Below are 24,459 nucleotides of genomic sequence, written 5' to 3'. Positions count from 1 at the left end.
CCGAGTCGGGCTCATGGCGGCTGCGCATTCGACGACCGCTTCCGGGCAGGATGTGGCGCATGAACGTCTGCAATGCAGCGATGAGCGACGCGCTCGCGACCGTCTACGAGTGGTAGCGGCTGCGATGCTGGATGACGACGCGCAAGCAGCGTTCTTGCCACCTACCCGCGCCATGGGGTGATGCGCGGCAACCATCGCCTCACGTTCGCCCGGTAGCGCTTGTACTCGTCGCCGAACTGCTCGCCCAGCGCAGGCTCTTCGTAGGCGACAACGAACAAGAAGAATCCGGCCCACACGATCGCGCCGTACGCCAGCACCGTGACGCTCCCGAAGAGGAGGCCCTGGCCGGCGATCAACGCCGTGACTGCGACGTACATCGGATTGCGAACGTAGCGATAGAGCCCGGTGACGACGAGGCGCTCGGGAGGCATCACGGGCGCCGGTGTGCCGAGGCCCTGCAACGCGAAGCGAGCGAACGAATCGAGCAAGATGGGCAACCCGGCGACGATCAGGGCGGCGCCGAGCACGCGCGCGATCGGGAATAGCGGAGGCGCGAAGTGCCAGTGCGTGAGGTACCAAGGGACGTACACGGCGAGCGTGCCCGGAGCGATGACCAGGAAGATCGCGGAACCGATGATCGCGGCGGCGCGCTGCACGAAAGGATCATACTCAACGCCGCCACGAATCGTGCGGAGTGGGCGAGCGCTGGCGTCGCGTGATGACCTGCGCGAGGTGCTTGTTGCGTTCGAGCCAGCGATGGAGGTCGCGCGCGCGGTCTCGATCGCCTGGCGCTCGAGCGCGTCGCCGCGCCGGAGGTCGACCAGCGTGTCCTCGTCAGTCACCTCATCGCTGGATTGCAGACGTTCATGCGCCACATCGCCAACGTCCGGTCCTGGCCGCATTCTGCCTGTTGGGGGCCGCTGGAGACTGCATCATCTTTCTACGCCTCATCGAGTCTGGCGCAGGCTGATATATGCTGGTGCAACTCGTCTCCGCCGAATGCAGCTGCCAAAAGAACTTGAAATCGGAATAGCCGGTGCCGGACCCGCAGGTCTGGCGACCTCGATTGCGCTGGCGAGGCTTGGCCACCGGGTCGAGGTTTTCGAGAAGCACCCGACTCTTGAACCACTGGGCGCGGGGCTGCTCATCCAACCGCAGGGACTTCGCGCTCTCGAAGAACTTGGCGTGCGGCGTGAGTTCGATGAGGTCAGCGTCCCCATCGGACGACTGCTCGGAACCAGCCACCGTGGTTGGCGCGTGGTCGAGATCAACTACGGAGACGCACCTGCTCGCGCTGTCAGTCGGGCCATGCTCGCTCGCGTCCTCTACAAGGCAGCCCAATCCGCCGGCGTCCATTTCTCGTTGGCGCGCCAGGTCGAGTCTCTGGATGTGGCGGATGGACGTGCGAGGGCCATGACGAAGACCGGCTCGTCGGATTTCGACCTGTTTGCCATTGCTGACGGGGCCGCTTCTCGATTGAGAGAAAGTGCCGGCCTTGCCGGTCCTTCCAGGACGTACCGATGGGGTGCCCTTTGGGGCCAGTTCTGGGTACCTGCCTGGAAGGATTCCGGGGTGCTTCTGCAGCGGTTCCGGGGGACCTCCGAAATGATGGGGCTCTTACCGACCGAGATTTCGGGCAGCGCCGTCCGACTTTCCTTCTTCTGGAGCATTCGCGGCGACCGCTATGCAGACTGGCGGTCGAGTGACCTGGCCGGGTGGCGAGCGCATGTGCTGTCTCTCTGGCCCGAGTCCGAGCCCGTGGTCGGCCAGATCCGGCGCCATGACGACTTGGCGTTCGCCACGTATCGCCACACCTGGCCGCGCTCGATGGCCTCCGGCCCACTGTGCGTGGTCGGCGATGCGGCGCATGCAATGAGTCCTCAACTCGGATTGGGTACGACGCTCGCCGTGGAAGACGCGCTCGCTCTTGCCCGTGCCGTGGAGCAACACGGGGCGATGGGAGCGACGCAAGCGTTTTCATCGCGACGGTTGCGGCGGTCCCAAGGTTTTCAGACCTTGAGCCGATTGCTCACCCCTTGCTTCCAAGCGCAGGGCGCAGGAATGTGGCGGGACGTGGCGTTCGCAACGGGACTGCACATCCCCGGTGTACCTTGGCTGATGAAGCGCAGCCTGGCCGCACCTGCGAGGTCCAATCCTGTCGGGCTGGTGGCACACCCGCCTGCAGACCCTAGCCGACCGGCCCCTCTCGCGTGACACGAAGGGCCGTGTGTTCGGGCCTCCAGGGTTGCAGGGCCGCAGGTTCGTATTGCTCGCGGCGACGACCGCGTTTGGCAGTCGGCTTGAGCCGATGGACGCTGCGTTCTGCGACCCCAAGTGTCTGCCTCCTAAGGCTCACCTAAGTTTCGCGACAGAGACTGCTCTTCGGCAGCCCGCTCTTCTTCTCCTCCTCCCTCCCTCAGGGGCTGCTCTTGACCCGCTCCGGCGGGTTTTTTCTTCGCGCATCCCGGAAGTTTCAATCGAAACGTCCCCTCGTGTCCGTCGGGCAGACTGCAGGCGTTCAGAGGAACAATCCTCCATCGTTGGCCCGCCCCCATGGACACCTTGCAGACACTCCAGTCGCTAGGGCTTGCGCTCCCGAGCCGGGCCTACATTGGGGGTGCCGTTCTGTTTGGCCTCATTGGAATTGCGGTCTACCGCTACGGAAAGCGCGCCGGTCGTTGGCGAAGCAAGTGGCTCGGCGTCGCCCTGATGCTCTATCCCTACGCGATTCCACAGACTTGGCTGCTCTACGTCGTGGGCGCGGCGCTCTGCGTCGGCGTCTTCCTCGACCGCGACTGAGTCCTGGGCTCTGGAAGGGGACGGGGCAGGTCGCGGCGCCGCGCAACCTTCAGTGGCCATTGCGGACGTCGGGCTCGGTTGGCGCCGGGTGATGGCTCGCGTCGGAGGCGATGCTTGCAGCGCGAACACGAATCTCTCGCATCAGCCGGACGTTCGAGGGCCATTTACAATCAGCGCTCCCTTGGGGAGTAGCCGGCTTTCGCTTCAGGAAGCGCCCGCGTCAACACACTCAGCATCTCGCATGCCGTGGCGCTGGCAACCGCTTTCGCGGTTGGCGAGACCATCGGCATGTCATCGCGAAGATGGTCGGGTAGTGGTGACGTGCCGTTGCGCTCTCACCCGGCCGTTGGACGAACCCCTCATGAATTTCGCTTCTACCGCGTTGCTGGCCTTGGCCATGTCGACCGATGCATTCGCCGCGGCTGTTGGCAAGGGCACGGCGCTGCAGAAACCTCGCTGGTCCGAAGCGCCTCGCACAGGCGCCATCTTTGGCGTTCTACTGAGGAAATGTGCGGCCTGAAGGGCTCATAGCGGCTGTCCAAATCAAGAACTTAGAACAGCTTCGGCGCAGAGTCGACCAAGGAGGGGGGCAAGGATCACGCCGGGGTGCGCGACCAGTGCATATAGGCCTTCGATCCCTCCCACATGGCCGCAAAGTGGCCTGCCGTCGGCCGTCATAGGACGTTGCGCAGCATTTATGGAAAGAAGCGATGGCGCGGCCGCGATCCCAAACAGATGGGCAATTGCGTCGCCAGTTGACGCGGCAAGCGCGGGAAGGCCGGCCTCGCCATTTTCTGGATAGTCGGCAGCAGAAAAAAGGCCACCCCCCAAGGATGGGCGCAGCTCCATTTCCGGCGCACAAATCAGGTGACGAATGCCATCCGCTTCAGCACCGAATCGGACCAGCACTGCCGGCGACTCATGGATCGGAAGGTCTGCGCCGACCGTCAAGGCAATCGTGCGCGAGCCATAGCCATTGGCGAGCACAACAATGTCGGCAGGAAATCTCTGCCCTTCGATCAAGACACCTGTGATCCGGTTTCCTGCGGCTTCGATAGCTTCAACCACTCCTTGGCGGACACATGCTCCAGCGGCCTGCGCTCCTGTCAGCAGTTGGCGCGCAAATGCGGCGGGTTCCAATGCGAAGTCGCCAGGCGCCCAGGCGGCGAGCGGCGGCGGTCCTGCAATCATCGGCTCCTTTTCGGCAACTTGGGGGCGAGCAAGTCGCTCCATTCGTGTGCCGGCGGTCCAATGCTCCGCAATCATTGCTGCCGTTTCGTCTTCCGTAGACCGCCAGAGAAGCGCGCCGCGCGCCGCGATCGGCAACGGGCCGAGGTCGCGCTCGATGCGTACGAACTCCTCCAGCGCCTTCAACCTCTCAGCGAATGCCGCCGGATTGTCAGAAGGTGTGCTCGCGCTGGCACCGACCCAACCGAAAGATGAGGCGGTCGCAGTGGTGAGGCAGTTGGGGGCGCGTTCAATCAACGTGACTGCTGCGCCTGCTTTGGACAGATGCCAAGCTGCCGACGCGCCCATGATGCCGCCGCCCACCACGATGACCTTGCCTCTACGTTTTACGAATGGAGTGTGCTTGAACAAGTTGGGCATCTGAGATGTTTGGGTGGGCGATTCGCTGGCGGCAAGGGTGGAATCGCATTCCCACTTCAATCCTTCGGATAGCGTCGGCGTCAACCAGTTCCGGATCGGTCAACTGATTCGGACCGATCAAGTATGAAGTCATGGCATCCGTCCTCAGTGCAGGCCGGTGAACGAGCCCATGTCCGCCGCGAATTGCGTGGAAGGTACCTCTGCCACGGGCGGCTTGAAACGCGTCGAAGTTCTCTCGGCAATGGGCTCCCGGGTAGTACAGGTCGTTGCTGCCGCGCAGCCACAGAGTTTTGCTTCTGGAAGGGTGCCCCGCGGACAAACGGCCTACGGTTCACTTCGACATACGAGGCACCTGAGCGCCCGAGCCAGCCCCCATTGAAGTTGACGGCGCCCCTGAACATGTCTGGGCGCACAGCCGTTCAGTGCGCCGGATCCACGCGCAGCCGGTACGCCACGCCATCGCGGCCGGGGTCGGCGCCGCCGTGCAGGCCATCGGCCTGTACCTGCACGCCGTGCACCCAGCCGATGGTGTAGTTGTACGGGTTGCGCCCAATGGCGTAGCCCTGTGTCTCCAGCGCGCGCGTGGTGGAACGCGGAATGCGGTTGCAGACGTCGATGGCGTTGCTGGTGGACGAGAAGCGCGGCGCCGACACGGCGGCCTGCATCTCCATGCCGTGGTCGATCACGTTGAGCAGCACCTGCAGCACGCCCATGGCGATCTGCGTTCCACCGGGGGCGCCAAGCACCACGTCGAGCTCGCCGTCCTTGAAGGTCATGGTGGGGCACGACGAGGTGAAGCGGCTCTTGCCCGGCTGGATGCTTCCGGCGCGGCCCGGGCGCGGGTCGAACACGCCCATGCAGCCGTTGTACAGGAAGCCCATGCCCGGGGTGATGATGCCCGAGGGCATGGCCAGCGAGTGGGTCAGGGAGACGGCGTTGCCGTCGGCGTCCACCACGCTCAGGTGGGTGGTGTCGCGCGGCACGGGCGCACCGGGGTTCACGCGCTCCACATTGAAGCGGTGGCCCGTGCGGATCTGCTCGGCCACTTCGCGGGCCATGTCCTTGGACAGCAACTGGTCCAGCGGCACGTCGAAGAACTTCGGGTCGCCGATGCAGCGGTCCTTGTCGATCGTCGCCTTTTTCATGGCCTCGCACACCCTCTGTAGGTAGGCGGGGCTGTTGTGCTCCAGGCTTGCCAGATCAAAGTGCTCGAGGATGTTGAGCATCTCCAGCAGCATGGCGCCGCCGCCCGGGGGCTGGTTGGTGGTGATGGTGCGGTCGCGGTAGCGGCCCACTAGCGGCGGGTTGCGCTGCACTTGGTACTGGGCCAGGTCGTCGAGCGTGATCAGCGCGCCCAGCGACTGCAGATGCGCCACCATCTTTTGCGCCAGGTCGCCCTGGTAGAACGGGTACGCGCCTTCTTCGGCAATCTGGCGCAGCACGGCGGCCATGTCTTCGTTGCGCAGCGGCGCACCGATGGGCTTGGGGCGGCCGTCGGGGCGGCAGTACAACTGGCGGCTGTCCTCGCAGTACTGCAGGCGCTCCAGGTTGCCGACGCGGCCCATGCTGGGCTCGTCGATCCAGAAGGCGTGCATGCCGGGGCGCACAAAGTAGCCGTCCGCTGCCCAGCGGATGGCGGGCTCCACCACCTGCTGCCACGGCAGGCGGCCGTGCGCCTGGTGCATGGCCTCCAGGCCCTTGAGCGTGGCCGGCGTGCCGATGGACTGGGGTCCGATGTCGTTGACGCGGCCCTTGAGGATGAAGCCGAAGCCGTCCTTGGTCTCGCCCTCCAACAGGTGTTCCCACATGTCTTCCCTGGCCGCCAGCGGCGCGGGCGAGTGGAAGTCGAAATATTCGTGCACCTGGGCGCCGGGCAGGTACACGGCGGCGGTGCCAAAACCTGCGATGCCGCACATCAGCGGATCGACCACCGTCTGAGCCAGGGCGGTGGCCACGGCGGCATCGACCGCGTTTCCGCCCGCGCGCAGGACTTCAATGCCGGATTCGGCGGCCTCCGGCTGCGGGCAGACCACCATTGCTTCTTTTTTCATTGCGTGTGAGGACAGGCCTCTTGCAGCATCGGCGATACGGCAAGGGGTGGAGATGGGTGGAAAAGAAGACGGCGCCTGCGCGCGTCGCGGGCTTACTTGGCGCTGAGGTTCAGCGCTTCGAGCGTGGGGCCCCAGGCCTTGGCGTCCCGCACTGTCGTCTCCATGACCAGCGCCGAAGGGCCGGACAGGGGGATCACGCCCATGCTCTTGAGCTTGGCCTGCACGTCGGGGCTCTTGTGGAAGGCTTGCGTGGCCTTGTTGAGCTTCTCCACGATGTCGGCCGGCGTGCCGGCGCGTGCCACCACGGCACTCCAGCCCATGTTGTCAAAACCCTTCACGCCGAGCTCGCCCAGGGTGGGCACATCGGGCAGCTCAGGGGTGCGTTGTGGTGACAGCACGGCCAGCGGATTGAGCTTGTGGTTCTTGATGTGGGGCAAGGCAGTGCCATACACCGGCGCCATCACCTCGGTCTGCCCGCCAATGGTGGCCAGGACGCCGTCGGCCTCGCCCTTGTAGGGGATGTGGGTCATCGAAATGCCCAGGGCATTGTCCACCAGCTCGACGGCCAGGTGGGTGGAGTTGCCCAGGCCGGCGGAGGCGAAGTTCAGCTTGCCGGGTGCTGCCTTGGCTTTTTCCGTCAGATCCTTGAGCGTCTTGATGCCCGTGGCCGGGTTGGCCGACAGCACGAATGGCACGGTGGTCAGCATGGACACGCCCACAAAATCCTTCTCGGGGTTGTATGGCAGCGGCTTGTAGGTGAACTGATTGAGCACCATCAGCGACACGCTGCCCAACAGGAGGGTGTAGCCATCAGCGGGCGCATTCAGCGCGTTCTGTGCGGCAATGAGGCCACCCGCACCGGGCTTGTTCTCCACCACGATGGTGGCGCCAATGGCCTTGCCTGCGTGTTCGGCCCACATGCGTGCGATGGCGTCGCTGCTGCCGCCTGGGGCCTGCGATACGACCAGGCGCACGGGACGGCTGGGGTAGGAGGCTTGCGCGTACACGGTGGTGGCTGCGGCGGCCGCGACCGCGACACCGATCAGGATCTTGGAGACGTTCGTGATTGCTTTGGGCACAGGGATTCCTAAGAGGGTCTGCCATGAAAGATGAGATCATTTTCATGACGAACCCTGCGACCTGCCTAGTGAAAATGCAAAATGGATACATGAGAGTTTATTCATGATTGATCGTTCTGAAGGCTTGTCCTGGGCGCGGCGCATCAAGGTCCGGCACCTGGAGTCTTTTCTGGTGCTGGACGAGGCGGGCACGCTGACCGAGGCCGCGGCGCGGCTGCACATGACGCAATCTGCCATGTCGCACTGGCTGGCCGAGCTGGAACGCGTGGCGGGCACGCCGCTGGTGGTGCGTGGGCGCAAGGTGCAGCTGACGCCTGCCGGGCATCTGCTCAAGCGGCTGGCCCTTACCGTGCTGGGCGACATCGCCCGCACCGGCCGCGAGATGCATGCGGTGGCCGCGGGGCGCGTGCCGCGTCTGAATGTGGGCAGCGTCTGGGCAGGCATCGCCGGCGGCCTGCCCGAAGCGGTGACCGCATTCCAACAGCGCCATGCCGATGTCGCCGTGTCCATCCACGACGGGCCGTTCGACAACCTGCTCAAGGGCCTGGAGACGCGTGCCATGGATGCCGTGATCGGCGTTCTGGATGCGCGGGCACACCAGCCGCAGCTGGCGCACCAGGTGCTCTTTGACGACCAGGTGAGCATCGTCATCGGCCAGGGCAGCAGGCACTGGGGCAGCAACCAGGCGCTGGGCTTTGCCGACGTTCTGCGAGAGAAATGGGTAATGCCGCCCCTTGGCACGCTCACGCGCATCCAGATGGATGCCTATCTCATCGAGAAACAAGCATCGTGGCTGGTGCCCAAGGCAGAAACCGCCTCGCTGGCCATGATGCAGGCACTGCTGCAAAGGGGCGACTATGTCGGCGTTTGTTCGGAATCCATGGCGGACTACATGGCCTCGCTGGGGCTGTTCAGGAAGATCGCCATTGATTCGAACATCCGCTTCGGCCCCATCACCGTGGTGTGGAACCGCGAACACGTCTCGGCCACCCTCATGGACTTCATCGCCTGCCTGAAGGCGCATGCGCGAGGCTTGCCTGCCGCGCCAGTGCAGGCGCCGCCCAGCGCTTAGCGCCCACGCCAGCAGCCGTGGCCCCGTCGCGCCTGAGGAGGCTCTAGATTGGACCGATCACAGTGCCGGCCATTGCAAGACAACGCCGTAGATGTGAACCAGCCCGATGACAAGACATATTCCAGAGGACACAAGCCAGAAAACCTGAGAGTTTTCGGGAAAGGCGGGCTTGAGAAGTGGAAATGCGACTGCGCGGGACAAGTACACCGCACTGATGGCGATGAGCACGAACTTTACAAGTGGCAAGCCACTGATGACGCCAGCTCCTGCCAACGCGTAGGCAGCCCAAATCAGGAGCACAGCTGCAACGGCCAGAGTGACGAGAGTGGGCCGAAGTTTTCGAGCCTCCACGGCGCGCGCCATCTTCTCGCCTGCGCCCATGAAGCGATACGCAGGCGCACCCAAGAGGATGCAGGCGAGGTGAGCAACTGCGGCTGCGGCGCTGAGTGCCGCGCCTATGACGAGCGCTTGAGCTCCGGAAATGACCATGGCGTATTCTGTAAGGCCCAACGTTGTAGGGAGACTGGCGCGTCCCGCAGGCGCTCAGCGTCGCGGGCGCTCCATGGCGGTCGTCGAGGGAGTGAAGCCGAGCTTGTCGAAGAACTCGGCGGCGCCCTTCCTTCCGGCTCGAAGCACCCAGGTGATGTTCGGTTCGGACCCGATGAGACACTCGACGAGCGCCTGCCCGATGCCTCGCCTCCGGTGCGGCTCAGCGACCACGACCATGGACAAGTAACCATTGGAAAGTCCGTCAGTAATCGCGCGGGCGAACCCGACGATGTCGTCACCTGACACCGCAACCACGGCTCGTTGTGACGCCGAAATCAGTCGGCCGAGCTCCTCGACGCCACCGACCCGATGGGCCCACCCGTTGGTCAAGAGCAGGCGATGGACTGCATCGACATCGGAAGCAGTGACGCTTCGAACCTGCATGCTCGCTCCTCGTGAAGTTCGCGGGATTGTGCCGTGTTGCGAAGGGCCGCTCCTGGCGACTGTAGCCGTTGGTGGCCAACGCGTGATTTCTTGGCCGCCCGGAGCGCGAGAATGCGAGCGACACTCCAGGAGAACTCTTTTTGACGACCGTCGCCATCACCTCCGCAATCAACGTCAGCAACAGCGACGGCTTTGTCCTGTTTGGCGGCGTGAACGTACTCGAGTCGAAGGACATGGCCCTGCGTGCTGCGGAGGAATACGTCCGAGTCACGCGAAAGCTTGGCATCCCCTACGTCTTCAAGGCAAGTTTCGACAAGGCGAATCGCTCATCCCTCCATTCCTTCCGAGGCCCCGGTTTGGAAGAGGGCCTGAGAATCTTCGAGGCCGTCAAGGCTGAGTTCGGCGTTCCCGTCCTCACCGACGTGCACGAGCCATGGCAGGCGAATCCCGTGGCCGAAGTGGTGGACGTTCTACAGCTGCCTGCGTTTCTCGCCCGCCAGACTGATTTGGTCGTCGCTCTTGCAAGGACGGGCAAAGTCATCAACGTCAAGAAGCCCCAATTCCTGAGCCCGCCGCAAGTGCTCAACATCGTTGAAAAAATCAGGGAGGCGGGGAACTCCCCTGTCATTCTGTGCGACCGGGGAACCTGTTTCGGCTACGACAACCTGGTGGTGGACATGCTTGGCTTCGGTGCCATGAAGAAGGTCAGCGGGAATTTGCCGGTCATCTTCGACGTTACGCATGCCCTCCAGCAACGCGAGGCGAACGCCGCCGTCTCTGGCGGGCGACGCGAGCAAGTGGTTGAACTGGCGCGTGCCGGCCTCGCCGTAGGCTTGGCGGGCCTCTTTCTTGAAGCTCATCCTGACCCAACGCAGGCCAAATGCGACGGTCCCAGCGCTCTGCCGTTGGACCAGCTGGAGCCGTTTCTCGCGCAGTTGAAAGCGTTGGACGACTTGGTGAAGTCGTTCGCGCCCCTGCATATTCGCGCCTGAACGAGACGTCGCGACCCGACGCGCCTGCGTGGGCAAGCTCGGGGCAGGTTGAAAACCGACAGGATTTGCATGCCCTTTTCACGCTGGTGCAACGCATCGTGCTCGACAGCGGCGCGTCCACCGACCAGGCCGAGGCGACCGCGCGCAGCCAGGTCGGGCTGAGGATCTCGCTGTTCAGTGATTTCACGGCCGACAGTTCCAAGGCGGGCCAAGCAGCAGCCATCGCGGCGCAATGGCTCGTCTTGGCCACGCAGCAACAGTCCGGACAGTTGGCGGCCCTGAAGGGGCGCGTCGGATGCCAAGGGTGAGATCTGTCTCCGCATTCGCCTCAAGACGCGCGATTCTTGTAGTGCTCATGCATCGTCGCGGCGTCTATGAAGAATTCATTGAACAAATTCATCCTTCACGCCGCAACCGGTGCCGAGGCACGTAGCGAGCGTCTGGTCCTGGGCCGACTGTAGGCGGTCGGCGCCGTACCGCGGTCCTCCAATGGGATGGCTGGCCGCAGCGCTAGACCTGCTTGGAAACGACCTCGAAGACATCGCCATTCGTTGGCGTCGCGCTCTCATGGTAGATGTCATACAGGTACTGCGAGAGTTCTTCATGGGCGACGTCAGACGGAATAGCGAGCTCCGCCTTCCGTCGTTTCCCGTCTATCCCCGTCCAGTAGCTGTTCCAGCGGCCTTCAACTCTTTCGATGGCCATGATTCGACCGAAAACATTGAACAAGTACTGCGTCATCTCGACTCCCAGCTGTCTGTAGCCCGAGCGGGCCGGAGGCGTTCCGCGCGCCGTCGTCAAGGCCAGGCCGTTGGTTTGATGGAATTCCGCTCCAACCTTGAACGAACTCAGGTTCGATCGACTTTGCTGGCGACACCTCGGCAAGTGCCGGCTCTGTAGATGACACGGAACCGTTCACACGCGACAGGCATGACGCGACTCGGCTCTCGGCCCAGGCGCGCGCACTCGCGGCCGAAGTAGGCCCAGTGAACGCGGCGCCAGTACGCCAGCGACCCATCGCCTTCACCCTCGCTGGCGGCGAAGTCGGCGCCGACCTGCTCATAGGGCACGACCTCGACGTCCAGAGTCTCGATGACGCACGCGGGGTGTCCATTCCAGTAGGTGACGACACTGAGGGCGCCCGGCTTCGGCGGCGAGCCGCCCGCCTTCTCGAAAGACCAGACAAGACTGGCCGTTGCCCGCTTGACGCCAGCGAGTACGAGGTCCGCCAGTGCGTTGGCATCGGCTTCGTTGTCGTCGAAGTGGAACGCCTCGAAGAACCGGGCGGAGCCGTCTTCTCCAAGCTCGGCGCAGAAGGTGTCCCAGAACGTGGCGATGCTCGAGGGTATGTTCATGCTTTTCCAGGCAGCAAAGCAATCAGGCTTGCGCGACTTTCAAACGTGCATGGCTGCCAGCGCACCCACGACCAGGCCGACGCCTGCGACCGCGATCATTCCCCACTCCAGCCACCTTTTCCTTGTGAGCAGCGCCATGGCAGCCAAGGCAATGGAGACCTGCAGTGCCGTGGTCGCTTGCGCCCAGCGATGATGCTGGTGCATTTGCGCTTCCGATTTCTGGTCCCATTCGGTGGCCTCGGCCTCGAGCTTCTGCGCGACGAGCAGGATTTCGGCTTTCTCTTGCTCATACCGCGAGACCTTCGACTGCCAAGCCTGCTTGCGGTCGTCGGGCGACGTGTCCCTGGCGAACTCGGCCAGCGACTGCTTCGTGCTCTTCGACTGAAAGTAGTTCCATTGATTGGAGGCCTCGGTCTTCTTCATGCCGGCATTGTTCTTGTACAACCCTGCGTTGGCCTGAGTGAGCCCACCCATGTACGCAAAAACCGCTCCCACCGTGGCGATGACGGCGGTGCAGACGGCGATCTGGCTGGTCATGCTTCTGCGGCCGGAGTTTGCAGAAGCTGATTCAGCGTCGCCGTGCGCTCCGGCGTGCTCGAGTTCGTGGTCGTGCGGGCCATGCACGTGAAAACCGCCTGCGGACATGGATTTCCTTGTTGTCGTGGGGAGGCAAGTATGACGAAGACGGGCGCGCGTCAGCGCGCCCCGAGAAGACTCAGGCGATTTTTGTCGTTTTTTGCAAGAAGTGGCGGCTCGCGTGCGTCCAGGAGGTGTCGGCGAGCGACATCCGCCCCGCTGGCGCCGCGCTTCGATTTTTGAGCGGATGGGCCCGCTATGCCCCCATCCGACGGAACACCAGGTCGCCCACTTGCATCTGCTCTTCGCCTTTTTCGATGCGAATCTCGGCCAGGTCGCGGCCGTCGTTGCCGGGCACCTTGACGGTCATGCCGGCCTCGTTGTCGCTCACCACGCGCAGCAACTGCTCGTTGTCCAGCAAGACGTAGCCTGGCATGTCCGCCAGCGCGTCGATGCGCCAGATCATCGGCGCGAGCAGGCGGCTCACGAGCGAATCGGGGGAGTCGCCGATGTAGAGCCATTGACTCCCCAGGCGCCTCTGCCACGCGTCCGGCAGCGGCGTTTCCAGCGGCGGCAGCCATTCGCCCATCGGAGATTCGCCCCAGTACAGCCCGTTGGCCGAGAGCGTTCGCCTGATCAGGTAGCGATGCTCCGCCACGGTCTGGAAGCGGTAGCACACGGTGGATTGCCCATCGGGCCACCAGTTTCCATCGCTTCTCGCGCGAAGCTGCTCCTGGTTCGCGTTGTCCCACTGACGCTTGTCCTTGCTCCAGCGGCGCAGCGTCAGCGAACCGTCGTCTGCACTCAAGACCTGCACGGGGAGGATGGAGTTGGCATAGACGCCCACCAGGGTGGTGCGGTCCGGGGCAGTAGACACCGGAGGCGGCACCGTAGGGACGATGGCAGGGGGCAGCGACCGGATCGCACCGCGTTCCGCGGCCGCGCGCAGCAGCAGCCCCTCTGCCAGCACTTGCGGCGCGTAGTCGTGCCCGCTGCCGCTGATCAGCATGGCCAGCCGGGCCTCGGGCAGCACGAAGAACTCGGCGGAAAAGAAGAAGGTGCCGCCGTTCTTTGTCCAGGCCCGCAGTCCGGCCGCGTTCAAGCCCGCCTGCTGCATCGAGTCCCACCCCAGCCCCCAGCGCCATGACGATGCAGCGGGGTTGATGCGCGTGCGGGCGCTCTGGTCGAGGCCCATTTCGCGCACCGCCCCGGCGGAGACGATGCGGCGTCCTGCGTACATGCCTTCGTCCAGGAACAGGCGCGCCAGCTTCAGCATGTCCGTGGGCGTGCTGAACATGCCTCCGGACGCGAAGGGGGTGGACATCTCCTGGGGCAAGCTGCGACCTTCATAGTACGGGTGCACGAAGGTGCCTTCGGCGGCAGGAGCCAGCGGATAGCCGGACAGGTCCATGCCCAGGGGCGCGAAGATCTCGCGCCGAACGAACTCGGCAAAGGGCAGGCCGGTGAGTTGGCGCACCAGCGGCTCGATCATGGTGAAGCCGTCGTTGCAGTACACCGCGAGTTCGCCCGGCTCGTGCTTCAGGTGCAGCTTCGCCAGCGCCTGCATGGTGTCCTGGGCGTAGTCCAGGTAGGGCGTGAAGGACCCGTTGTTCCGCATGTTGTTGCCGGGAAAGCCCGAAGCATGGGAGAGCAGGTGGCGCACGGTGACCCGGGTGAAGGCGGGCGATTGCATGCTGAAGGCCGGGAGCAACTCGACCAGCGGCTGATCCAGGGCGAGCTGCCCGCGGTCGCGCAGGATCATCGCGGCCAGGGTGGCCACGACCTTGGAGACCGAGCCGATGTTGAAGCGGGTGTCGGGGGTGGCCGGCAGCCCTTTCTCGCGGTCGGCATGGCCGAAGGCTTCGCGCCAGACCACGCGGTCGTCGGCCAGCAGCGCCACGGAGATGGCGGTGGTGGCGCTGTCGCTTCGGTTGAGCGTCTTGAGAATGGTCTCTCGGCACCAACGCACCGATTCAGGGTCGCCTTGTGGCAACAGCGGTGCAGCGGAGGGGCCGGAGCTGCCACCGCCGCAGGCCTGCAGCAACGGGGTGGCCAGGGCCGTCGTGGCCAAGGCCAGGCAATTGCGGCGGGACAGGGTTGGCGATGGCGGGGCGGATGGATGCGGCGTGGTGTCTTTGGTTGGCATGGTGAGGGGCGAGAACGGATGCAGGGGAGTGGGGGCGGGGTTGTCGTTTCCTCAGGAGGTGGGGGTCTCCTGGAACACCTGGCTGCCGGAGTGCGCCTCCTCGCGGCCGTTCACCGGCACCATGCGCAGCTCGATCAGGTCGCGGCCGCCGTAGAGCGGGACCTTGACCGCCATGGTGGCTTCCTGGTCGTCCACCACGCGCAGCATCTGCTCGTTGTTCCAGAGGATGTAGCCGGGCAATTCCGCCAGTTCGCCGATGCTTCCGAACACGGGGTAGAGCCTGCTCGTGAGCGAATCCGGAGAGTCGTTGGTGCAGCGCCATGCGCTGCCCAGCCGGGCTTTCCACGCCGGCGGCAGGGGCTGGGCCAGAGGCGCCAGCCGCTCTCCCACGGGGTTGTCCGTCCAATAGAGCTTGTTGGCCGAGAGCTTGCGCTCGACCAGGTAGTGATGGCCGTCCACGGTCTGGAAGCGAAAGCAGTTGGTGGATTTGCCATCGGACCACCAGTGGCCATCGGTTCGCGCGCGCAACTGGTCCTGGGACACGGCCCAACCCGCCTGGGTCCAGTGGCGCAGCGTCAGCGAACCGTCGCTGCCCGCCAGCACTTGCACGGGAGAGGTGGTCCTGGCATAGATGCCCAGCAGGGGCGTGTTGTCCGGGGCCGGCGATATCGGAGGGGGCACGATCGAGGCGATGGCGGCGGGAACCGCAGTGATGGCACGGCGTTCCGCGGCCACGCGCAGCAGCAACCCTTCTGCGAGCTGGATGGCCCCGTAGTCTTGCCCGCAGCCGGCGATCATCACGGCCAGCCGGGCTTCGGGCAGCACCACGAACTCGGCGGCGAAGAAGTCGGTGTTGCCGCCCTTGCGCCAGGCGCGCAAGCCGGCCGCGTGCAGGCCGGGCTGTTGCACCGAATCCCACCCCAGCCCCCAATGCAGATCGGGCGTGAGATTGATGCGCACGCGGGGGTCCTGGCTCCTGCCCGCTTCCCGCACCGACTCCGCGGAGACGATGCGCCGGCCCTCATGCACCCCCTCGTTCAGGATTAGACGGGCCAGCTTCAACATGTCGGTGGGCGTGGTGAGCACCCCTCCGGTGGCGAAGCACGCCACCATTTCCTGCGGCATGCGCTGGCCCTTGAAGTACGGATGCACGAAGCTGCCTTCGGGGGCGTAGGTCAGCGCATAGCCGGACAGGTCCATGCCCAGGGGACCGAAGATCTCGCGCTGAACGAATGCAGCAAAGGACAGGCCGGTGAGTGCCGGAACCAGCAGCTCCACCAGGGTGAAGCCATCGTTGCAGTAGACCGAGAGTTCGCCGGGCTCGTGCTTCAGGCGCGACTGCGCCAACGCCTGCAGGGTCTGCTGGGCATAGTCCGGCATGGGGGCGAAGTTGATGGCGTTCCGGTAGTTGGTACCGGGCATGCCCGACGCATGAAACAACAGATGGCGCACCGTGATCTGGGTGAACGCGGGCGAACGCATGCTGAAGGCCGGCAGCAGTTCGACCACGGGCTGGTCCAGGGCGAGCTGCCCCCGGTCGCGCAGGATCATCACGGCCAGGGTCGCGACGACCTTGGCGACCGAGCCGATGTTGAAGCGTATGTCAGGGGTCGCCAGCAGCCCGGTCTCGCGATTGGCATGGCCGAAGGCTTCGCGCCAGACCACGCGGTCGTCGGCCAGCAGTGCGACGGACACGGCGGTGGTGGCGATGTCGCTTCGGCTCAGCGTCGCTTGAATGGTCTCGCGGCACCAGCGCACCGACTCGGGGTCGAGCGAGGCTTGGGCCGCAGCGACGGAAGAGGCGGAAGCGCCCGAGCTGCCCCCGCCGCAGGCCTGCAGCAGCGGCGCGGCCAGGCCCGCCGTCGCCCAGCCCAGGCAATCGCGGCGCGACAGTCGAGGTGCTGCCTCCGTGGATGTGTTGACGACGATGCGCGGTGATTGCATGGGGGTCGGCACTGGTGAGATTTTCAGGACCCGGTCTGCCGGAATACCCAACCACCCGCGTGCAGCTCATCCTGGCCTTTGGTGTTCTTCACGCGCAGCTCGAACAGGTCGCGGCCCGCGTTTCCGGGAACCTTGATCGCCATGCCGGCCTCGTTGTCGTCCACCACGCGCAGCAATTGCGCCAGGTTCAGAAAGGCATGGCCGGGCGGCTGCGCGATGGTGAGCAGCACATAGCCCGGCAGGGCCTCCAACTCACCGACATGCGCGGTGAGGGGGCCGAACCGGGCCCAGACCGAGCCGGCAAATTCGTCTGCACACACCCATCGGCCGTCGACGCGAGCGCGCCATGCCGGCGGCAACGGCGCATGCAGCGGCGGCAGCCACTCGCCGAGGGTCGCTTCACCCCCATACGATCGGTTGGCCGAGAGCCCGTGCTGGATCAGGTAGCGACGGCCTTCCACCACCTGGAAGCGATAGCCGATGGCGGCTTGCCCGTCGATCGACCAGCAACCATCGCCGCGTGCGCGAAGCTTCTCTTGCACCGCGTCCCAGGCCGTCCCGTTCCAGCGATTCAGCGTCAATGTGCCGTCGCTCGCGGCGAGCACCTGGTAGGGCGCATCGCAGTTGGCGTAGATGCCCGCCAGCTCGGCCCCGTCCGGCGCGGGCGTCACAAGAGAGGTCACGGCGGGGACGATGGCGGGGGGCAGCTTCGGGATCGCGCCGCGCTCGGCGGCCGCGCGCAGCAGCAGCCCCTCCGCCAGGTCGAGTCCGCCGTAGTCGAAACCGCAGCCGCTGATCAGCATGGCCAGCCTGGCCTCGGGGAGCACGTGGAATTCGGTATAGAAGAATTGAGAGCCGCCGTTCTTCGACCAACCCCGCAGGCCGGCCGCCGCCATTCCCGCCTGCTGCACCGTGTCCCACCCCAGCCCCCAGTGCCACGACGAGGCAGCGGGGTTGATGCGCGTGCGGGTGCTCTGATCCATGCCCATTTCCCGGATCGCCTCGGCGGAGACGATGCGCCGGCCTTCGTGCATGCCCTGGTCGAGGAGCATGCGGGCCAGCTTCATCATGTCGGTGGGCGTGGTGATGACGCCGCCGGTTGCATAGCTCGCACACAACTCCTGCTGCAAGCTGTGACCTTCTTCATAGGGGCGTACGAAGCTGCCCTCGGCGGAACGTGCGTTCGAGTAGACGGACAGGCGCATGCCCAGGGGCTCGAAGATCTCGCGTTGAACGAAGTCGACGAAGCGCAGGCCGCTCAGCCGCTGCACCAACGGCTCGACCAGCGTGAAGCCGTCGTTGCAATAGACGGCGAGCTCGCCCGGTTCGTGCTTCAGGTGCGAATCCGCCAGGGCCTGCAAGGTGTCTTGCGCGTAGTCCGGGTAGGGATTGAAACCCAAGGCATTGCGGAAGTTGTAGCCGGGCATCCCCGAGGCGTGGGACAACAGGTGGCGCACGGTGATGCGAGTGAAGCTCGGCGAGCGCATGCGGAACTCGGGCAGCAGCTCGACCAGCGGCTGGTCCAGGGCCAGCTTGCCGCGGTCGCGCAGGATCATCACGGCCAGGGCGGCGACGACCTTGGCGATCGAGGCGACATTGAAGCGGGTGTCGGGCGTGGCCGGCACGCCGTTCTCGCGATCGGCGTAGCCGAAGGCTTCGCGCCAGACCACGCGGTCGTCGGCCAGCAGCGCCACGGAGACGGCAGTGGTGGCGCTGTCGCTTCGGTTGAGCGTCTTGAGAATCGCCTCGCGGCACCAGCGCACCGATTCGGATTCGGGCGGGACCTGAGCAAAGATGGATGCACCGCCTCCACCTCCCCCGCAGGCCTGCAGCAGCGGTGCGGCCAGCCCGGCCGTGGCCAGCGCCAGATATCCGCGACGCGAAAGGCGCGGCAAGGAAGTTTCGTCCGGCTCGGTATGGGTGTGTCCTGAGTGCATGGCCGCAGGTGAAGGGGTTGTGAGCTTCAGGGTGCGCGGGGTTTCTAGGCGTCCATTCGCCGGAACACCAGGACGCCGGAGTGCAGTTCTTCACGGCCGTTCACCATCACGATGTTCAGTTCCATCAAGTCGCGCCCTGCGCTGGAGGGGATCTTGACGGTCATGCCGGCCTGGTTGTCGTCGATCACGCGCACCAGCTGCGCGGTGTTGGACAGGATGTAGCCCGGCATCTCGGCCAACTGATCGATGTCAAAGACCCACCTCGCCGGCGTTTGGTTGGCGCGGTCCGGCAAGTGCGTGATCGAATCGTTCAAGTCGTTCACGCGCAACCATTGGCTGCCGAGCCGGGCCTTCCATGCGTCCGGCAATGGCGCGCTCACTGGCGGCAGCCATTCGCCGATGGGCTCTTCATCCCAGTACAGCTGATTGCTCGAGAGCGTGCGCTGGTTCAGATAGCGATGGCCCGCCAGAGTCTGGAATCGGTAGCAGATGCCGGTCTGCCCGTCGGCCCACCAATAGCCATCGCTGCGCGCGCGCAGGCGTTCCTGCACGACGGTCCAGCCATCGTCGCTCCATCGGCGCAAGGCCAGCGAACCGTCGGCTGCGGCGAGCACTTGCAAGGGGCCGCTGTAGTTGGCGTAGACGCCCACCAGCGCCGTGCGGTCCGGCGCCGGCGACGCCGGCGCCGGCACGACGGAGGCGATGGCCGCAGGCATCGTGCGGATCGCGCCGCGTTCGGCCGCCGAGCGCAGCAAAAGCCCTTCGGCCAACTCCAGCGGCCCGTAGTCGAGCCCGCTTCCGGTGATCATCATGGCCAGCCGGATCTCGGGCAGAACGAAGAACTGGGTCCCGAAGAACTCGAACGCGCCGCTCTTGTTCCAGGCCCGCAGACCGGCCGCATCCAGGCCCGGCTGTTGAACCGTGTCCCACCCCAATCCCCAGCGCCACAACGAAGAAGCGGGGTCGGCAATGATGCGTGTGCGGGCTCTCTGGTCCCTGCCCATTTCGCGCACCGCCTCGGCCGAGACGATGCGCCGGCCTTCGTAGACCCCTTCGTCGAGGAACAGGCGCGCCAGTTTCAGCAGGTCGGTGGGTGTGGAGACCATGCCCCCGGTCGCATAGTTCGCGGGCAACTCCTGCGGCATTCGCTGCCCCTTGTAGTAGGGGTGCACGATCGAGCCCTCGGCCGCGGGCGCGAGCGCATAGCCCGAGAGGTTCATGCCCAGAGGGGTGAAGATCTCGCGCTGGACGAACTCCGGATACGTCAGCCCGGTGAGTTGCTTCACCAGCGGCTCCACCAGCGTGAAGCCGTCGTTGCAGTACATCGCCATCTCGCCCGGCTCGTGCTTCAGGCGTGACTGCGTCACTGCCTGCAGGGTGTCCTGCGCGTAGTCCGGATAGGGGACGAAGTTGATGCCGTTGCGGTAGTTGTTCCCCGGCACGCCCGACGCATGCGAGAGCAGCTGGCGCACGGTGATGCGGGTGTAGCCCTCCGATCGCATGTGAAAGGCGGGCAGCAACTCGGCGAGGGGTTGGTCGAGCGCCAGCTGCCCACGGTCGCGCAGGATCATCACGGCCAGTGCCGCGACCACCTTGGAGACCGAGGCGATGTTGAAGCGTGTGTCCGGGGTGGCCAGCACACCGTTGTCGCGATCGGCATAGCCAAAGGCTTCGCGCCAGACCACGCGGTCGTCGGCCAGCAGCGCGACGGACACGGCGGTGGTGGCGATGTCGCTCCGCCTCAGCGTCGCTTGAATGGTCTCGCGGCACCAGCGCACCGATTCGGGATCTGGCACGACCGTGGCAAAGGCGGAAGTACCGGAGCTGCCTCCGCCGCAGGCCTGCAGCAGCGGTGCGGCCAGCCCCGCCGCGGCCAAGCTGAGGCAATGGCGACGCGAAAGAGGTGGTGAAGAGGGGGCGGGACGCGCGAGCGAGGTGTGCCTGGTGGTCATGGTGCTGGGTTTTCTGTGCGTTGGTGCATCGAGGTCGCTCGCCAGCCCATCCGACACGCCGGCGATCCGGATCGCGTTGCACCGCGCATGAAATCGACGTGCGGATTCGAGCCGCTGCACGCAGGGGCCGCTTGAGGCCCGATCACGAGCGTCTTGGCGTCAGAATGCTGTCTGGATTTGTTGCGCCCGTTGACATATTGTCGCAATATAATACGTATTATTAGCCCAATCAAGCCTGCAAGAACCCGCACTTCAACAGCGCTCGCGGGTCCCGCCGTCACGCCATGAACAAAATTGACCAGCGATCGAACTTCCGCACGAGCGGCCCGTGGGAATCCATGTCATCCGCCCTGACACGCCGGCGCCTTCTGGGTGCAGGCGCTGGTGCCGGATTGGGTTGGATGCTGCCCGCTTGCGGCGGAGGCGGAGGCAGCAGCGGCATCGGGAGTCCGCTGAATGGCGGCACCGGCTGCAGCCTGGCGGCCCGAGCGCCTGTCGCGTCCACCGACCCCGTGAAGGCCGAGGCGGTGCGTGCCATTGCACGCGCCACGATCCAGACCCGCTTTGCGCGCGCGGTGCTGGTACGCGTCACCGTGGATGGCAAGGAAATCATCACCGAGGCCTTCGGTGAGTCCGCCACCGGGGTGCCGGCGACCACGGACATGCATTTCCGCAATGGCGCGGTAGCCATCGCGCTGGTCGCCATGCTGCTGCTGCGGCTGGTGGACGAAGGGCAGGTGCGCCTGGACGACAAGATTGCCACCTGGCTGCCGAAGCTCCCGCATGGAGACCGCGTGACCCTCAGGCACCTGGCTCAGATGACCGCCGGCTATGCGGACTACGTGCAGGACCCGGATTTCGTGAACGCATTCCTGGCAGACCCGTTCCGACGCTGGACACCCGACGAACTTCTGGCCTACGCGATCCACAAGCCGCTCTTCTTCGAGCCAGGCACCAACTGGTCCTATGCCCACACGAACTACGTCCTCCTCGGCCTCGTCCTCGAGAAGATCACGGGCCGTCCGGTGAGAGACCTGATGCAGGACAAGGTGCTCGGGCCCCTGTGCATGACGCAGACCTCCGACCCGGATGGCGCCTCGATCCCCGAACCCGTGCTGCGCGCCTTCTCCTCCGAGCGCCGCGAATTTCTCGGCGTTGCTGCCGGGACGCCCTTCTACGAGGAATCCACGTTCTGGGACCCGTCGTGGACCATCACGCACGGTGCGGTGCAGGTGACCGATCTGTATGACCTGCACACCAGTGCGATCGCCTTCGGCAGCGGCGCCTTCCTGTCCCCCGAATCTCACGCAGCGCAAGTGTCCACCGCACTCCGCGGCAAGACCACCGCGCTCGCCGCGTGTCCGAACACCTGCTTTCCCCATTCGGAGCGCTACGCCTTCGGGCTCGGGGTGATCACGAGCGGCAACTGGGTGTTCCAGCCCCCCCAGTTCGGCGGGTACTCGGCGGTCGCGGCCTATCACGAAGGCAGCCGGGTGGCCATCGCCGTGGCGGTAACCTACGCACCCGAGGCTTTCAACGACGCGGGCGACTACAAGAACGGCAACGAAGCGGAGAAGCTGTTCGGCAGGATCGGCGCGGCGCTGTTGCCTGAAGACCCGCCGCCCATTGCGCGGACGCTGAAGGAAAGCGCCTAGCCAGTCCCGGTCGACGCCGCGTCCCGGCTTGCCGAGGACCGAGTGCCCGGTGAACTGCACGGCGAAATGAACGCCTTCACCAGAGCACCTTCATTCCCACGCTGGCGTTCAGTCCGCCCCGGGTGCGGGTGCTGCCGCCGCTGGCGCGCAGCTGCCCGATTTCTCCATACACGCTGGTGCGCTCGTTCAGCGCCAGCGTGGCGCCCGCGGCCACTTCGGTGCCCGTGCCCCCGGTGGGCGTGGCGATCACGGTGAGGGCAGCCGGCGTGCGGTAGCTGGCGCTGTCCTCGCCGCTCTGGCTCTCGTAGACGGGCAGGGCGATTTGTCATCGCATGGAAGCGCGTGCGCACTGACCGTCGGCAACCAACAATGGCGGCCAGCCGCTTCCGGCCACAAGGGACTTCGTCACGGCCGCTCACGTGGGATGGCCTCTGGTTCTCGGGCCTTTTCACACAGACCGGTGGAGGGGCGGCGCGAGCGACGCCGTCAGCCCGGGGCGACCCGATACCGAACAGCTTCACCCGCCCTGCGATGCCGGGCAGGTTCGCGCTCGAACGCGGCCATATGGCACGAAAGCGCCATCGGGCGCGGGTAAGCTTGCACCCCATGAAGCGCAACAGCACTCCCAGATCGGCCGGCGGCAAGGCTTCTTCGGCAGGCGGAAAGACCACCCCAGCGCCCGCAGTCGAGACACCCGGCGTCCGGGTTTTCGCCGTGCTGGCGCGCATCGAGACCCTGTGGTCGTCGCTGGGCCCCGTGGGCCAGCGCATCGCGGACTTCATCGTGAAGAACCCGCGCGAGGTGGTCCACATGTCGGTCAGCGAAGTCGCGGAACGCACCGGTTCGAGCGAAGGCAGCATCGTGGGCCTGTGCAAGAGCCTCGGCGCCACCGGCTTCCAGCAGATCAAGATCGCGCTGGCGCAGGAGATCGTGCGGCCGGTGCAGTTCATCCACGAAGACCTCGACCCGCAGGACAAAGCCGACGCGGTGATCCGCAAGATTTTCCAGAGCAACGTGCAGACGCTGCACGACACGCAGTCGATGCTCGACGCGAAGGCGATGGAGCGCGCGGTGCAGCTGTTTCGCAAGGCCGAGCGCATCGAGATCTACGGCATCGGCAGCTCGGCCACCATCGCCGAAGACGCGCACTACCGCATGCTGCGCATCGGCCTCAATGCCAAGGTGGTGGTCGATTCGCACGTGCAGGCCATCAGCGCCTCGCTCACCAATGCGAAGACGGCGGTGCTCACCATTTCGCACTCGGGCAGCACGCACGAGACGGTGACGGCCACGCGGCTGGCCAAGGAGGCCGGCGCGGCCACGGTGTGCATCACCAACTTCGGCAAGTCGCCGATCCAGGCCTTTGCCGACGTGCTGCTGTTCACCATGGCGCGCGAAACCAGCTTCCGCACCGAGGCGATGACGAGCCGGCTCGCGCAGTTGGCGATCATCGACGTGCTGATCGCCTGCCTCGCGCTGTCGGACTACGACACCTCGGTGCGCACGCTGCGCCAGACCTTCGACGTGCTCTCGCTCAAGCGGTACTGAGGCACGGCTTCTGCCGTTTCTGCGGCAGGCTGCGCGAGCAGCCCCGCCACCGTGGGCGCCACCGCGCCCGGCGATTCACCCACCAGCACACAGGCCAGGCCGAGCCGCGCGGCGCCTTCGCCGTCGGTCAGCGGGTTGTCGCCGATCACCACCGTGCCCTCGGCAGGCGCGCCCAGGCAGCGCAGGCCCTCCTCGAACAGCAGCGGCGCGGGCTTGCCGACCACGTGCCACGGCTGCACGCCGCTGGCCGCGACCACCGCCGCGAGCAGTGCGCCGGTCTCGGGCACCACGCGGCCCTGCGGGCCAGGGTGCGTGGCGTCGGCATTGGTCACCACCAACAGGGCGCCGCGCCGTAGTTCGTTCACGATGACCGACAGGCGTGCGTGGCTGAAGCGCATGTCGAGCGCGAGCAGCACGAAATCGGCCTCGGCTTGCACCAGCTGGCAACCCTGCGCGCGCGCATAGCGCTGCAGCGCGGGACTCGCGGCCAGCAGCACGCGGGCCTGCGGGTGCTTCTGCGCCAGTTGCCGCACCGCGAGCTCGCCGGCCAGCACGATGCGCCCGGGCGGCACGCGCAAGCCGAGCTTGCGCAGCCGCACCGACAGCCCTTGCGCCGTGTGCGTGGAGTTGTTGGAAACGATGGCGTAGCGGTCGTGGAAGTGGGCGAGCAACTGGGCCGCGCCGTCGATCGCCTCCTGCTGGCGCACCAGCGTGCCGTCGAGGTCGACCAGCAGGTGGCGGGCCTGGGCGAGCGCGTCGTCGCTCCTGGATGTCTTGTGGTTCGTCCGCATGGATCTCCGGTGGGGCCGTCG

22 protein-coding genes are annotated in these 24,459 nt (G+C 65.6%); 7 read left to right on the top strand and 15 right to left on the bottom strand.

Going from position 1 to position 24,459, the window contains the following annotated elements; translation table 11 throughout:
* Positions 1-161: 161 nt before the first annotated feature.
* On the bottom strand, positions 162-875 hold the full coding sequence (locus AB4Z46_RS23680; protein ID WP_442285989.1) for a methyltransferase family protein: 714 nt from the start codon (positions 873-875) through the stop codon (positions 162-164).
* A gap of 124 nt (positions 876-999) precedes the next feature.
* Here AB4Z46_RS23680 and AB4Z46_RS23675 point away from each other — a divergent pair, with 124 nt between their 5' ends.
* Both AB4Z46_RS23675 and AB4Z46_RS23670 read left to right on the top strand, forming a co-directional pair.
* Complete coding sequence (locus tag AB4Z46_RS23675; RefSeq protein WP_442285988.1) at positions 1,000-2,214, top strand: FAD-dependent oxidoreductase; 1,215 nt, start codon at positions 1,000-1,002, stop codon at positions 2,212-2,214.
* A 339-nt stretch (positions 2,215-2,553) separates the two neighbouring features.
* On the top strand, positions 2,554-2,799 hold the full coding sequence (locus tag AB4Z46_RS23670; protein WP_442285987.1) for a hypothetical protein: 246 nt from the start codon (positions 2,554-2,556) through the stop codon (positions 2,797-2,799).
* A 543-nt stretch (positions 2,800-3,342) separates the two neighbouring features.
* On the opposite strand, the gene AB4Z46_RS23665 is transcribed toward AB4Z46_RS23670, so the two are convergent.
* The 3 genes from AB4Z46_RS23665 to AB4Z46_RS23655 form a co-directional block, all read right to left on the bottom strand.
* Positions 3,343-4,407, bottom strand: a complete 1,065-nt coding sequence (locus tag AB4Z46_RS23665; protein WP_442285986.1) for an NAD(P)/FAD-dependent oxidoreductase — start codon at positions 4,405-4,407, stop codon at positions 3,343-3,345.
* Between the two features lie 419 nt (positions 4,408-4,826).
* A complete protein-coding gene (gene ggt, locus AB4Z46_RS23660; RefSeq protein ID WP_442285985.1) occupies positions 4,827-6,458 on the bottom strand; it encodes a gamma-glutamyltransferase in 1,632 nt (543 codons plus the stop codon).
* 92 nt (positions 6,459-6,550) lie between these two features.
* Positions 6,551-7,537 carry a Bug family tripartite tricarboxylate transporter substrate binding protein gene (locus AB4Z46_RS23655; RefSeq protein ID WP_442285984.1) on the bottom strand — a complete coding sequence of 329 codons (987 nt, stop codon included), beginning with the start codon at positions 7,535-7,537 and terminating at the stop codon, positions 6,551-6,553.
* Between the two features lie 103 nt (positions 7,538-7,640).
* On the opposite strand from AB4Z46_RS23655, the gene AB4Z46_RS23650 reads away from it, so the two are divergent.
* Entirely contained in the window at positions 7,641-8,609 is a 969-nt protein-coding gene (locus AB4Z46_RS23650) for a LysR family transcriptional regulator (RefSeq protein ID WP_442285983.1), read from the top strand.
* Positions 8,610-8,666: 57 nt separating this feature from the next.
* Here the strand turns inward: AB4Z46_RS23650 and AB4Z46_RS23645 are convergent, their stop codons facing one another.
* Together AB4Z46_RS23645 and AB4Z46_RS23640 are read right to left on the bottom strand one after the other, a co-directional pair.
* Entirely contained in the window at positions 8,667-9,098 is a 432-nt protein-coding gene (locus AB4Z46_RS23645; protein WP_442285982.1) for a hypothetical protein, read from the bottom strand.
* A 54-nt stretch (positions 9,099-9,152) separates the two neighbouring features.
* A complete protein-coding gene (locus AB4Z46_RS23640; protein WP_442285981.1) occupies positions 9,153-9,542 on the bottom strand; it encodes a GNAT family N-acetyltransferase in 390 nt (129 codons plus the stop codon).
* Between the two features lie 140 nt (positions 9,543-9,682).
* Between AB4Z46_RS23640 and kdsA the strand changes: the two genes are divergently transcribed.
* Both kdsA and AB4Z46_RS23630 read left to right on the top strand, forming a co-directional pair.
* Positions 9,683-10,534, top strand: a complete 852-nt coding sequence (gene kdsA, locus AB4Z46_RS23635; RefSeq protein WP_442285980.1) for a 3-deoxy-8-phosphooctulonate synthase — start codon at positions 9,683-9,685, stop codon at positions 10,532-10,534.
* Positions 10,535-10,620: 86 nt separating this feature from the next.
* Positions 10,621-10,842, top strand: coding sequence for a hypothetical protein (locus AB4Z46_RS23630; RefSeq protein WP_442285979.1), 222 nt, complete (start codon positions 10,621-10,623; stop codon positions 10,840-10,842).
* 202 nt (positions 10,843-11,044) lie between these two features.
* On the opposite strand, the gene AB4Z46_RS23625 is transcribed toward AB4Z46_RS23630, so the two are convergent.
* From AB4Z46_RS23625 to AB4Z46_RS23595, 7 genes are all read right to left on the bottom strand, one after another.
* The gene (locus AB4Z46_RS23625) at positions 11,045-11,275 is read right to left on the bottom strand and encodes a DUF7661 family protein (protein WP_442285978.1); all 231 of its coding nucleotides are present in this window, start codon (positions 11,273-11,275) and stop codon (positions 11,045-11,047) included.
* Between the two features lie 107 nt (positions 11,276-11,382).
* The gene (locus AB4Z46_RS23620) at positions 11,383-11,889 is read right to left on the bottom strand and encodes an ASCH domain-containing protein (protein WP_442285977.1); all 507 of its coding nucleotides are present in this window, start codon (positions 11,887-11,889) and stop codon (positions 11,383-11,385) included.
* 39 nt (positions 11,890-11,928) lie between these two features.
* Positions 11,929-12,534: a DUF4337 domain-containing protein gene (locus AB4Z46_RS23615; RefSeq protein ID WP_442285976.1), complete on the bottom strand. Its 606-nt coding sequence runs from the start codon at positions 12,532-12,534 to the stop codon at positions 11,929-11,931.
* Positions 12,535-12,721: 187 nt separating this feature from the next.
* Positions 12,722-14,611, bottom strand: a complete 1,890-nt coding sequence (locus AB4Z46_RS23610; protein WP_442285975.1) for a serine hydrolase domain-containing protein — start codon at positions 14,609-14,611, stop codon at positions 12,722-12,724.
* A gap of 51 nt (positions 14,612-14,662) precedes the next feature.
* Complete coding sequence (locus AB4Z46_RS23605; protein WP_442285974.1) at positions 14,663-16,555, bottom strand: serine hydrolase domain-containing protein; 1,893 nt, start codon at positions 16,553-16,555, stop codon at positions 14,663-14,665.
* A gap of 23 nt (positions 16,556-16,578) precedes the next feature.
* On the bottom strand, positions 16,579-18,492 hold the full coding sequence (locus tag AB4Z46_RS23600) for a serine hydrolase domain-containing protein (protein WP_442285973.1): 1,914 nt from the start codon (positions 18,490-18,492) through the stop codon (positions 16,579-16,581).
* A 44-nt stretch (positions 18,493-18,536) separates the two neighbouring features.
* Entirely contained in the window at positions 18,537-20,444 is a 1,908-nt protein-coding gene (locus AB4Z46_RS23595; protein WP_442285972.1) for a serine hydrolase domain-containing protein, read from the bottom strand.
* 401 nt (positions 20,445-20,845) lie between these two features.
* Between AB4Z46_RS23595 and AB4Z46_RS23590 the strand changes: the two genes are divergently transcribed.
* A complete protein-coding gene (locus AB4Z46_RS23590) occupies positions 20,846-22,099 on the top strand; it encodes a serine hydrolase domain-containing protein (RefSeq protein ID WP_442285971.1) in 1,254 nt (417 codons plus the stop codon).
* 76 nt (positions 22,100-22,175) lie between these two features.
* On the opposite strand, the gene AB4Z46_RS23585 is transcribed toward AB4Z46_RS23590, so the two are convergent.
* A complete protein-coding gene (locus AB4Z46_RS23585; protein ID WP_442285970.1) occupies positions 22,176-22,349 on the bottom strand; it encodes a hypothetical protein in 174 nt (57 codons plus the stop codon).
* Between the two features lie 356 nt (positions 22,350-22,705).
* On the opposite strand from AB4Z46_RS23585, the gene AB4Z46_RS23580 reads away from it, so the two are divergent.
* Positions 22,706-23,647, top strand: coding sequence for a MurR/RpiR family transcriptional regulator (locus tag AB4Z46_RS23580; protein WP_442285969.1), 942 nt, complete (start codon positions 22,706-22,708; stop codon positions 23,645-23,647).
* On the opposite strand, the gene AB4Z46_RS23575 is transcribed toward AB4Z46_RS23580, so the two are convergent.
* On the bottom strand, positions 23,584-24,438 hold the full coding sequence (locus tag AB4Z46_RS23575) for an HAD-IIA family hydrolase (RefSeq protein ID WP_442285968.1): 855 nt from the start codon (positions 24,436-24,438) through the stop codon (positions 23,584-23,586). The genes AB4Z46_RS23580 and AB4Z46_RS23575 overlap by 64 nt on opposite strands.
* Positions 24,439-24,459: the final 21 nt, after the last annotated feature.

It is taken from the genome of Variovorax sp. M-6, assembly GCF_052114385.1.
Lineage (GTDB): Bacteria > Pseudomonadota > Gammaproteobacteria > Burkholderiales > Burkholderiaceae_C > Variovorax.
The sequence above is the reverse complement of the archived record's forward strand: the minus strand, read 5'-3'. Positions and strand labels throughout refer to the sequence as shown.